This is a genomic window from Pseudomonas sp. ZY71 (assembly GCF_036542145.1).
Classification (GTDB): domain Bacteria; phylum Pseudomonadota; class Gammaproteobacteria; order Pseudomonadales; family Pseudomonadaceae; genus Aquipseudomonas; species Aquipseudomonas koreensis_A.
The window spans coordinates 4,590,359-4,602,666 of sequence record NZ_CP144274.1 but is presented as its reverse complement, the minus strand read 5'-3'; the positions used below and the strand labels follow the sequence as shown (position 1 = coordinate 4,602,666).

At 60.3% G+C, this 12,308-nt stretch carries 6 protein-coding genes; 3 read left to right on the top strand and 3 right to left on the bottom strand.

Going from position 1 to position 12,308, the window contains the following annotated elements:
• Positions 1-142 precede the first annotated feature (142 nt).
• Genes nagZ through VY732_RS20315 form a run of 3 tightly spaced genes read left to right on the top strand, consistent with a single transcriptional unit; the run spans position 143 to position 5,206 of the window.
• Positions 143-1,153 (top strand): beta-N-acetylhexosaminidase, encoded by a 1,011-nt coding sequence (gene nagZ, locus VY732_RS20325; RefSeq protein WP_116030902.1) that lies wholly within the window; start codon positions 143-145, stop codon positions 1,151-1,153.
• A gap of 12 nt (positions 1,154-1,165) precedes the next feature.
• Entirely contained in the window at positions 1,166-1,903 is a 738-nt protein-coding gene (locus tag VY732_RS20320) for an S-methyl-5'-thioinosine phosphorylase (protein ID WP_016986745.1), read from the top strand.
• A gap of 9 nt (positions 1,904-1,912) precedes the next feature.
• Positions 1,913-5,206 carry a DEAD/DEAH box helicase gene (locus VY732_RS20315; RefSeq protein WP_331691611.1) on the top strand — a complete coding sequence of 1,098 codons (3,294 nt, stop codon included), beginning with the start codon at positions 1,913-1,915 and terminating at the stop codon, positions 5,204-5,206.
• A gap of 169 nt (positions 5,207-5,375) precedes the next feature.
• Here VY732_RS20315 and VY732_RS20310 read toward each other — a convergent pair whose 3' ends face one another.
• From VY732_RS20310 to mfd, 3 genes are read right to left on the bottom strand one after another with little or no spacing between them, the layout of a single operon-like run.
• Entirely contained in the window at positions 5,376-8,066 is a 2,691-nt protein-coding gene (locus VY732_RS20310) for a DEAD/DEAH box helicase (RefSeq protein WP_116030898.1), read from the bottom strand.
• Between the two features lie 11 nt (positions 8,067-8,077).
• Positions 8,078-8,644, bottom strand: a complete 567-nt coding sequence (locus tag VY732_RS20305; RefSeq protein WP_077573833.1) for a CsiV family protein — start codon at positions 8,642-8,644, stop codon at positions 8,078-8,080.
• A gap of 10 nt (positions 8,645-8,654) precedes the next feature.
• Positions 8,655-12,104: a transcription-repair coupling factor gene (gene mfd, locus VY732_RS20300; protein ID WP_077573832.1), complete on the bottom strand. Its 3,450-nt coding sequence runs from the start codon at positions 12,102-12,104 to the stop codon at positions 8,655-8,657.
• Positions 12,105-12,308 lie beyond the last annotated feature (204 nt).

Genomic DNA, 12,308 nt, shown 5'->3' with positions numbered 1-12,308 from the left:
GCGGCAGCTTGTATCCGCTAAGCTAGCCGCCCATGCCGACTCTCGTTCTGAACCCGAAATCCATAGAAATTGCCAACCTGCCGAGCATGGCTCACGGTAGCGATTTCCTGCGGGTCGGGTTTTTCGTTTTCAAGGAATCTCTATGACTGCTGGCCTGCAAGGCTCGTTGATGGTGGACGTCGCCGGTACCTGGCTGACGGCCGAAGATCGCCAATTGTTGCGTCAGCCCGAAGTGGGCGGCCTGATCATTTTCGCGCGTAACATCGAGCATCCACGTCAGGTGCGTGAGCTCAGCGCATCGATTCGCGCGATTCGCCCGGATCTGCTGTTGGCAGTGGATCAAGAGGGCGGTCGCGTGCAGCGCCTGCGTCAGGGCTTTGTGCGTCTGCCGGCCATGCGTGCCATCGCCGATAACCCGAATGCCGAATACCTCGCCGAGCAATGCGGCTGGATCATGGCCACCGAAGTACTCGCGGTCGGGCTCGACCTGAGCTTCGCCCCGGTGCTCGATCTGGATTACCAGCGCAGCGCCGTCGTTGGCACCCGTTCGTTCGAAGGTGATCCCGAGCGCGCGGCACTGCTCGCCGGAGCGTTCATTCGCGGCATGAACAGCGCCGGCATGGCGGCCACCGGCAAACACTTCCCTGGTCACGGCTGGGCAGAAGCGGATTCCCATGTCGCGATCCCCAACGACGAGCGCAGTCTCGACGAAATCCGCGCCAACGACCTCGTGCCGTTCGCCAGACTCAGCAAGCAACTGGCCGCGATCATGCCAGCGCACGTCATCTATCCGCAGGTCGATTCGCAGCCCGCCGGCTTCTCTCGCCGCTGGTTGCAGGACATCCTGCGCGGCGAGTTGCAGTTCGACGGCGTGATTTTCAGCGACGACCTGTCGATGGCCGGTGCTCACGTGGTCGGCGACGCAGCCAGTCGCATTGAAGCCGCACTGACTGCCGGTTGCGACATGGGCCTGGTCTGCAACGACCGCGCTGCCGCAGAGCTCGCCTTGAGCGCCGCGCAACGCATGAAGGTCAAGCCATCGGCCCGAATTGCCCGTATGCGTGGCCAGGCATTCGCCAGTACCGATTACCGTCAGGATCCGCGCTGGCTCACCGCCATCGGCGCGCTCAAAGACGCTCAACTGATCGATTAAGGATTTTTCGCTATGACGGTTTACGCAATCATCGGTGGCACCGGCCTGACCCAACTCGAAGGCCTGACCATTCGCCAATCGCTGGCAGTGGACACGCCCTACGGCGCGCCATCGGCCGACGTGCAGATCGGCGAGTACGCCGGCAAGGAAGTGTTGTTCCTCGCCCGTCACGGCCACCCGCATCGCTTCCCGCCGCACAAGGTCAACTACCGCGCCAACCTGTGGGCGTTGAAGCAGGCCGGTGCCGAAGCGATCATCGCTGTAAACGCCGTGGGCGGGATTCATCCGGCGATGGGCACCGGGCATTTCTGCGTGCCGCACCAGATCGTCGACTACACCAGCGGGCGCGAGCACACCTTTTTCGCCGATGACCTGGAACACGTCACCCACATCGACTTCAGCTTTCCTTACAGCGAGCCGTTGCGTCAGCAATTGATCGCCGCTGTGGCTGCTGAAGGTTGCGAGTACAGCGATCAAGGCGTGTATGCCTGCACTCAGGGCCCGCGTCTGGAAACGGTCGCCGAGATCGTGCGTCTGGAACGTGATGGCTGCGACATCGTCGGCATGACCGGCATGCCGGAAGCGGCACTGGCCCGCGAGCTGGATTTGGATTACGCCTGTCTGGCGCTGGTGGTGAACCCGGCGGCGGGCAAAACCACCGAAGTGATCACCATGGCCGAGATCGAGCAGGCCTTGCACGATGGCATGGGCAAGGTGAAGTCGGCGTTGGCGCGGGTGTTGGCCGGCTAAGGACTGCCCATGAGCATTCTCATCGAACGGCTTAAGTCATTGGCCTGGCCCCGGGTATTCACTAGCAGCGCGCTGGCCAAGGCCCGGGCTTATGCCGCCGATGATCGGGTAGAGATCATCGAGATCGATGACAGGAAGATCGAGGCGTTCTGCGTCGGTTCGGAAAATCAGGCGTATGAACAAACCATTTACCTGTCCGAAGATCGGTTGGGTTCGGTCAACTTGCGTTGCCTGTGCACCTGTCCTGTCTCAATCGACTGCAAACACTGCGCTGCGGTGCTCTATCACCTGCAGGGCAGTAATCATGAAGCGTCTGAAAGTGACGCACAGATCCCTTTGGGGCGGGCGCTGGAGCATTGGCTTTCGACGATTCCCGTGCCGGCCAAGCCCGCCGAAGAAGGCGCGCAAACCGCAGGCACGCGCCTGTTTTACAAGCTCAAGCCAACGTCAGTGAGCGGCAAGTGGCTGCTCGATATTTTCAAGGTTTCCCAGCTCAAGAGCGGCGAGTTACGCGAAGTCAAACCGATGTATTCGCTAGCGGAAATGCTCATGCGTCAGCCCGGCTACCTGTCCGAGCTGGATCTGCGCGTCGCCAGGCTGCTGGTTGCCATGCACTCCCATCACGCCTATTACAGCGGCTATCCGCTGGAAGGCAGCAGCGGCGCCGAACTGCTGGAAATGCTCCTGCGCACCTCGCGGCTGTTCCTCGATTTCGAGGATCTGCGACCGTTGGTGCCGGGCGCGAAGCGCATCGGCCAGTTCGCTTGGGCCGAGCAGGCAGACGGCGGTTTCCGTGCGCAGTGGAGCAGTGCCGAGGCTGAGCAGGAGACCGTGCTGGCGCTGGAGCCGCTTTATTACCTGGATCGTGAACAGCGGCAGATTGGCCCTCTGTTCAATGAACTGGAAGAAAAACTGGCCAGCCATTTGACGCTGGCACCGGATATTCCGGCGCGTCAGGCGATGCAGTTCAGCCACCGCATGAGCGCCGCGACGAGAATCCCGCCGCCCCACCAACTGACCGAACGAGTCATCGACGACGTACTTCCGCAGCCGCAACTCACCCTCGTCAGCGGTCGGGAGCGCTCGCGCTGGGAATACATTCTTGAGCACCGCGCCGCCCTGGTGTTTACCTACAACGGCCAACCTACGGTGGATCGCAACCCGGAAGTGATGATCCTCAACGGTACCGAAACCCAGCGCATTCAACGCCAGCCTGCGGTGGAAAAGAAACTGCGCCAGATCCTGCAAAAGCTCGGCTTCAAGAAAGCCACGCGCAAGAGCTCGCTGGATCGTCCCGGCGAGATGTTTACGTTGCCGGATGATTCCGCCTGGCTCGGGTTTATGCACGAAGGGCTTGCCACGTTGCGCGCCTCGAACTGGGAAGTGGAGATGAGTCCCGGCTTTCATTTCAATGTGCAACCGGTTGAGCACTGGTACGCCGAGGTCGAAGAAGAGGCTGGGCATCAGTGGTTTGATTTGCAGTTGGGTATCGTCGTCAATGGCCAGCGCTACAGTTTGCTGCCGATCCTTCTGCACTTGTTGCGCACCCAGCCGCGCTTGCTTGACCCGGTCAATCTGGCACAGCGCAGCGATGACGAAAAGCTCTTGATCGAACTGAAGCCCAGCGGCTTTGGTGACTCTTCGGGCGCCAAGGTCGCGCTGCCGCTGAGTCGGGTCAAGCCGCTGATGGCCACGCTGGGCGAGTTGTACCTGGGTGGTCATCAGGGCGATGCACTGCGTTTGAGTGTCCCGGATGCCGCGCGCTTGAGTATGCTCGATGGCGTGCCGCTGGATTGGCAGGGTGGCGAGCGGCTGCGCACCTTCGCCAAGCGCTTGCAGAATTCCAGTCACACCCACGTCGCTGCGCCGGCCGGCCTTAACGCGCAACTGCGCCCGTATCAGCTCGAAGGCCTGAACTGGATGCAGACACTGCGCGAGCTTGAGGTCGGCGGCATTCTGGGCGATGACATGGGGCTGGGCAAAACGCTGCAAACCCTGGCGCACTTGCTCACGGAAAAACACGCCGGGCGCCTCGATTGCCCGGCACTGGCGGTGATGCCGACCAGCCTGATTCCCAACTGGCTCGACGAGGCCGAGCGTTTCACCCCCCAGTTGAAAGTATTGGCGCTGCACGGCACGGGGCGGCAAAAGGATTTCGCTAATCTGGCTGAGTACGATCTGGTGCTGACCACTTACGCCTTGCTGCCAAGGGATTTGGAGACCTTGCAGCCGCAGCTGTGGAGCGTACTGATTCTCGACGAAGCGCAGAACATCAAGAACCCGATCAGCAAAGCGGCGCAAGCGGCCCGTGACCTGCAGGCCCGCCAGCGTTTGTGCCTGAGCGGCACGCCATTGGAAAACCACTTGGGCGAGCTTTGGTCGCAGTTTCATTTCCTCATGCCCGGTTGGCTTGGCGACAGCAAGTCCTTCAATCGCGATTACCGCACGCCAATCGAAAAGCACGGCAATGTTCAGCGTATGCAGCACCTGACAGCGCGCATCAAGCCGTTTTTGCTGCGCCGCAAAAAGGATCAGGTCGCCACGGAGTTGCCGCCGAAAACCGAAATTGTCCATTGGGTGGATCTCAGTGACGGCCAGCGTGATGTCTATGAAACGGTGCGCGTGGCGATGGACAAAAAAGTCCGCGACGAAATTGCCCGCAGTGGCGTGGCGCGCAGTCAGATCATCATTCTCGATGCCTTGCTCAAGCTGCGGCAGGTCTGTTGCGACTTGCGCCTGATCAACATGCCGATAACAGCAAAGGCACTGCGTTCCGGCAGTGGCAAGCTGTTCAGCTTGATGGAGATGCTCGAAGAACTGCTCGGCGAAGGTCGCAGGATCCTGCTGTTCTCGCAGTTCACCTCGATGCTTGCCTTGATCGAGGAAGAATTGCAGCAACGTGACATTGCCTATTCGTTGTTGACCGGTGACACCACGGATCGGCGCACACCGGTGAAGGATTTTCAGGGCGGCAAGGTGCCGCTGTTTCTGATCAGTCTGAAGGCCGGGGGGACCGGTTTGAACCTGACCGCTGCGGACACGGTGATCCACTTCGACCCTTGGTGGAACCCGGCGGTGGAAAATCAGGCCACCGATCGTGCGTATCGAATCGGGCAAAACAATCCGGTGTTCGTTTACAAGCTGATTGCCCGTGGCACGGTAGAGGAAAAAATCCAGGCGTTGCAGCAGGAGAAAGCAGCGTTGGCCGGGGCGGTGCTTGAAGGCGGGACGACGGGTGGCTGGAAGCTGGAGCAGAGTGACATTGAGGCGCTGTTTGCGCCGTTGCCCGTTTCCAAGGGTTGAGCCTGGGTTTTAACCGTTAGACCGAGGTGAGCCATTCGCGAGCAGGCTCGCTCCCACATTAGATTTGTGTGATTCACAAAATCCCTGTGAACACTGGATTGGTGAATGCCACAGATCCAGTGTGGGAGCGAGCCTGCTCGCGAAAGCTATTTAACAGACGAAAAAGATTTCAACGCTTATCGAGCTTGTCCGGCAACGGCGCAAACAACGCTTCAATGTCATCACTCTGCAACTTCCAGTCCCCGGCCTTGCGCCCATCCAGCACGCCCGCCGCCAAGTCGGATTTTTCCTTTTGCAGGTGCTGAATCTTCTCTTCCACCGTGCCCCGGGCAATCATCTTGTAAACGAAAACCGGTTTCTCCTGACCAATCCGATACGCCCGATCTGTCGCCTGATTCTCGGTCGCCGGGTTCCACCACGGGTCGTAGTGAATCACCGTGTCCGCCTCGGTCAGGTTCAAACCGACGCCGCCGGCCTTCAGGCTGATCAGAAAGATCTGACGCTTGCCGCTCTGGAATTCCTTCACCGGAGTACGTCGATCGCGGGTCTGGCCGGTCAACAGTGCGTAGGAAACGTTACGTTTTTTCAGCTCTTCTTCGATCAAGGACAACATCGAGGTGAACTGCGAAAACAGCAGGATCCGCCGGCCTTCCTCGAACAGCTCCTCGAGCATTTCCATCAAGCTGTCGAGCTTGCCCGAGGTGCTGCCGCGAGCGGGCAGGGTGGCGTCGTTGACCAGACGCAGATCGCAGCAAACCTGACGCAGCTTGAGCAGCGCCTCAAGAATGATGATCTGGCTGCGCGCCACGCCTTTGCGGGTGATCTCGTCGCGGACTTTCTTGTCCATCGCCAAGCGCATGGTTTCGTACACATCGCGCTGCGCTTCGTTGAGATCGACCCAGTGGATGATCTCGGTTTTCGGCGGCAACTCGGTGGCGACCTGCTCTTTGGTACGGCGCAGCAGGAACGGTTTTATCCTACCGTTAAGGTGCTGAAGTCTGACCTCACTGCCGCGCTTTTCAATCGGCACCCGGTAATCGGCGTTGAAGCTTTTCACGTCACCGAGCCAGCCCGGCAGCAGGAAGTGGAACAGCGACCACAGCTCGCCCAGGTGGTTTTCCAGCGGCGTACCGCTTAGGCACAACCGTTGACGTGCATTAAGCTCGCGCGCGGCCTGGGCGGCTTTGCTGTTCGGGTTCTTGATGTACTGCGCTTCATCCAGCACCAACACATGCAGCGGCTGCCTGGCCAGACGTTCGACGTCTTTGGGCAGCAGCGCGTAAGTGGTGAGGATCAGGTCGTAATCCGCCAGATTGTCGAAGTGCTTTTTGCGCGTGGCGCCGTACAGCGCAACCACTTTCAGTTGCGGGGTGAAGTGCGCCGCCTCATCGAGCCAGTTCGGAATCAGACTGGTCGGCATCACCACCATGCACGGGCGATCGAGGCGACCGGCGTTTTTCTCACTGAGAATATGCGCCAGAGTCTGCAGGGTTTTACCCAGACCCATGTCATCCGCAAGAATCCCGCCGACCTCCAGTTGCCGCAGCGACTGCATCCAGCTCAAGCCTTCAAGTTGATACGGGCGCAGCGTCGCGTTCAGGCCTTGCGGCGCTTCAACGCTGAAATCACGAATATCGCGCAGGCGCTGAGCCAACGTGCGGATCTGCTCGCCACCCTCCCACAGCAGCGGCAGGCCTTCCAGCGAATTGAGGCGGGTGGCATCGGCCTTGCTCAGGCGCAGGGTGGTTTCGCCCGGTTCCTGCAGATAGAACTCGCCGAGCGTCATCAGCACTGGTTTCAACCGGCCTAGCGGCAGCGCTACCTGCAACGGCCCGTGCTCGGTGTTGCGCTGCGGAATATTGACCAGAATCAACTCGTCATCGCGACGGCGGGCGAGGCGTTCCGGGTTGAGGATCTCCGCGTGCGAGCGCATCAGGTTGAGCAGAATCGGCAACAGGCTAAGACGCTCACCGTTAACGATGATACCCAGCTCCAGATCAAACCAGTCGCGCTCCGGCACCTGTTCGACGGTGGCGTACCAGTCATCTACTGCAGTCAGGTCGAAGCCGAATTCCTCGTCGATCTGCAGTTCCCAGCCTTGGGTTCGCAGTTTCGGCAGATCGTTAAGAGTGAAGGTCAGCCAGGCGCTGTCATTGACCATCTCATACAGTTCGCCCGCGCTTTCCGGCAGCGCTTTGCTCTGGCGTGTGGCGATGCGAAAACCGAGGATTCTTAACTGTTCACGGTAGGACTGTTCGACTTCCGGGTGACGTTTTATCCGCAGCGTCTGGGTTTCCTGACGAATCAGGATGTCGCTGTTCTTTTGTCCGCTGACGTATTCATCCAGATAGCTGAACGACAGCGCCGCGCGATGCTGAATGTAGCGCTGCATCTTGCCGTTGCGCGGTTCGAAAGCGCTGAACTCGACGCTGGCCAGCCACAGACGTGGCAACGGCTGCACGTTATCGACCAACACTTGCGGTGGCGCTTTCGGGCTGCGGTTTTCCAGCACGGCTTGCAGCTTTTCCAGCAGTTCGGCGTCTTTGGCGGCGGCGGGGTAATCGAGGGTTTCCTGCACTTTCAGCAGCACCGCTGCGCAATGTTTGCAGTTGCTGCGCACCGGGCAGGTGCAGCCGGCATCGACCAGCAGCAAGGTGCCTTTGGCTGACTCGCGCAGGTGAATGGTCTGACGGTACACGTTACCGCCAGAGCCTTCGCAACTGGCGGTGATGGTCGCATCGCCGACTTGCGCGATGCGTACCCGGTTTTCCAGGGCGTAGCGGCGGCCACGCTCCAGGCTCTGTTCCTTGAATCGGCTGACCCAGGAGGGCGCCAACGGTTTACTCAGCGGCGGGTTCATAAGGACTTCGATCAGTCCGGAATCGCTTCAGGTGCTTCCCGTGGCGCAGGCGCGGTCAGGGAAGTGATCTTGATCAGCAGGGCCAGATGGCCGTTGTCGAGATAGTTGAGTTGGCCGTTCTTGGTGTGGCTGTCCTGTTTCAGGCGCTCACTGGCGGTGACCAGGCCATTGGCGTCGATCTGATTGACCCAGAAGTCGGCGTTCACATCGGTGAAACGCCCCAGTTTCATTTCCAGCGTGCCCTCGATCGGGAACTGGCCGAACTGCTCCTGACCGTCGCTGACCGCGACTTTCGCCGGTGCTTCGCCGAGGGTTTGCTGCCAGGCCTTGTGCATCAGCACGCTGTAGTCGCCGCTGGCGGTGAGCTTGGTGACCACATCATTCAGCGCAGGTGTGCGCTGGCTGTCATCGGCCAGGCGCTGGGCGCCAGCGGCCCAGTCTTCCGGCGCGGCACGGCTGACGATCGCCGGCACGGCGTTCTGCCGGACCAGAATCATTTCGACCTGATACAGGTCATCGGCATAAACCGAAGGGACTGCCAAAGTCAGCAGCAAAGTCAGCGAACGAAACAGGCGCATTGGGCGTCCTTCAAACAGATTTCGGGAGGAGGCGCTCAAACAGCGCCTCTACAGTATTAAAGCGCTCTTCCGGGCGTTCCATCGGCACCTGGAACTTGAACATCGTCGCACCTTCGAATTTGTAGCGTTTCGGCTGGCTCTGGATCAGCTTGATCAGCGTCATCGGATCGACCGGCGTTTGCGCTTCGAATTCGATGCGTCCACCTTGCGGGCCGCCATCGACTTTCTTGATGCCCAACTGCTCAGCCTGCAGCTTCAATGCCGTGATGCGCACCAGATTCTTTGTCGGTTCCGGCAGCAAGCCAAAGCGGTCGATCATCTCGACTTGCAGATCCTTCAGGCCTTCCTCGTCGGTGGCCGAAGCGATGCGCTTGTACAGAATCAGGCGCGCGTGAACGTCCGGCAGATAGTCTTCCGGAATCAGCGCCGGCACCCGCAGGTTGACTTCCGGGCCACCGCCCAGCGGTTGATCGAGGTTCGGTTGCTCGCCCTTGCGGATCGACTTCACCGCGCGTTCGAGCATCTCCATGTACAGCGTGAAACCCACAGCCTGAATCTGCCCGCTCTGGCCATCGCCGAGCAGTTCGCCGGCGCCACGGATTTCCAGGTCGTTGGTCGCCAGTACGAAACCGGCGCCGAGATCCTGCGTATTGGCGATCGCTTCCAGACGCTTTTCCGCATCGGAAGTGATTTGCTGGCGCGGCGGCGTCAGCAGGTAGGCGTAAGCCTGGTGGTGACTACGGCCGACGCGACCACGCAACTGGTGCAGTTGCGCCAGGCCGAACTTGTCAGCGCGCTCGATGATGATGGTGTTGGCGCTCGGCACGTCAATGCCGGTCTCGATGATGGTCGAGGCGATCAGCACGTTGAAGCGCTTGTGATAGAAGTCGCTCATCACCTGTTCGAGTTCGCGTTCGCGCATCTGCCCGTGACCGATGCCGATACGTGCTTCCGGTACCAGTTCGGCGAGATCGGCGGCGCATTTCTCGATGGTTTTCACGTCGTTGTGCAGGTAGTAAACCTGACCGCCACGCAGCAGTTCGCGGAGCAAGGCCTCTTTGACCGTGCTCTTGTTCTGCTCCATGACGAAGGTGCGCACGGACAAGCGTCGCGCCGGCGGCGTGGCGATGATCGACAGGTCGCGCATGCCCGACACCGCCATGTTCAGCGTGCGCGGAATCGGCGTCGCGGTCAGCGTGAGAATGTCGACTTCGCTGCGCAGGGCCTTGAGCTGTTCTTTCTGACGGACACCGAAACGGTGCTCTTCGTCGATGATCACCAGCCCGAGATTCTTGATTTTGACGTCGTCGGACAGCAGTTTGTGCGTGCCGATAACGATGTCGATCTTGCCTTCGGCCAGATCGGCGATCGCCGCGTTCACTTCCTTGGCCGATTTGAAGCGGCTCATTACTTCTACGGTCACCGGCCAGTCGGCGAAGCGATCGCGGAAGCTGTTGTAGTGCTGCTGGGCGAGCAGGGTGGTCGGCACCAGGATCGCCACCTGACGACCGCCGTGCACGGCGATGAACGCCGCGCGCATGGCCACTTCGGTCTTGCCGAAACCGACGTCGCCGCAGACCAGTCGATCCATCGGTTTCGGCGCGAGCATGTCTTCGCGCACGGCTTCGATGGTCGACTGTTGATCCGGGGTTTCTTCGAACGGGAAACCGGCGCTGAACGTTGCGTAGTCGGCTTTCGGATCGGCAAATGCGTAGCCTTCGCGAGCGGCGCGGCGGGCATAGATGTCGAGCAATTCAGCGGCAACGTCGCGTACCTGTTCGGCGGCTTTGCGTTTGGCTTTCTGCCAAACCTCGGAGCCGAGGCGGTGCAGCGGGGCCAGGGCATCGTCGCTGCCGGTGTAGCGCGCAATCAAATGCAGGTTGGCCACCGGCACGTAAAGCTTGGCGTTCTCGGCGTATTCGAGGGTGAGGAATTCGGCAGCCTGATTGTCGATTTCCAGAATGGTCAGGCCCAGATAACGGCCGACACCATGATCGATGTGCACCACCGGCGCGCCTTCACGCAGCTCGGTGAGGTTTTTGATCACCGCGTCATTGCTGACGTCGCTGCGCTTCTCGCGGCGACGACGTTGCATCACGCGTTGGCCGAACAGCGGACTTTCCGCGACCAGTGCCAGCGCCGGGTCATCGAGCATCAGACCTTCGTCGAGCGGGGCAATGGTGATTGCCAGACGATCCTTGCTCGCGATGAAGTCCGGCCAGCTGTCGACGGTTTTCGGCCGCAGCTTCAGGCGTTCAAGCAACTCCAGCAGCACTTCGCGACGGCCCGCGGATTCGGCGGTGAACAGCACGCGCCCGGGGAATTCATCGAGAAATGCCGACAGCGCTGCCAGCGGTTGCGTGGCTTTCGCTTCAATCGCCAGATTCGGCAGTGCCTGCGCGGGGAAGCGCTCGCGGCCGACGCCGGTTTCCACGTCTTGCTGGCTGGCGACCACGCGTGGCCAGCTCTTCAAGCGAGCAAAGCAGTCTTCTACCGGCAGGAACAATTCGGCGGGTGGCAATAAAGGACGCGATGGATCGACGCGCCGCTCTTCATAGCGATTGCGCACATCGTTCCAGAAATTCTCCGCCGCTTGCTCGATGCCCGGCAGCGAGAACACTTGCGTGTCCTGCGGCAGGTAATCGAACAGCGTCGAGGTTTCGTCGAAGAACAGCGGCAGGTAGTACTCGATACCGGCTGGGGTGATGCCGCTGCTCAGATCCTGAAAGATCGGGCAGCGCCGGAAGTCGACGTCGAAACGCTCGCGGAAGCGTGCCTTGAAACGGGTGACCGCGTCTTTCTGCAGCGGAAACTCACGGGCCGGCAGCAGCTTGACCGAATCGACCTTGTCGATGGAACGCTGGTTTTCCGGATCGAAGGTGCGCAGGGTCTCGATTTCGTCATCGAACAGGTCGATGCGGTAGGGCAACTTGCTGCCCATCGGGAACAGGTCGATCAGCGCGCCGCGTACGGTGAACTCGCCGTGTTCATAGACGGTGTCGACGTAGCGATAGCCACTGGCTTCGAGCCGCGCACGCATCTGTTCAACGTCGAGCTTCTGGCCGACATCCAGTACCAGACTGCTGCCGAGCAGGAACTTGGTCGGTGCCAAGCGATGCAATGCCGTGGTAATCGGCACCACCAGCACGCCATGTTCCAGCTCCGGCAGTCTATATAGGCTAGCGATGCGCTGGGAAATGATGTCCTGGTGCGGCGAGAACAGGTCGTAGGGCAGGGTTTCCCAGTCGGGGAAATGCAGTACGGGCAAATCCGGGGCGAAGAAACTCAGCTCCTGTTCCAGTCGTTCAGCACTTTGGCTGTCGGCGGTCAGTAGCAGGGTGAAGCGCTTGGCAGCGCTGGCAGCCTCGGCAATCGCCAGGCTGAGGGCAGCACCGGGCAGATTGCCCCAATGCTGTTTACCTGCCTCGGCAGGGAGTAGCGGTAGACGCAGAACGGGCACGGAAGGTTGAGCTCCAGGCTTTGCGACAAAGTCGGTAATTGTAGCGGCGTCCGGTGCCGCCTGTCAGTTGCAGACTACGTCTATCTTCGCTGTTTGGACGAAATGTAGTGGTAACCATAAAAACCAGCCGTTTTTTTGTGGTTATGTAGTGCCAAAAGAGGCTGGTGTTACGGAGGGTTACAGACATCGTCTAACAGTCGTCGA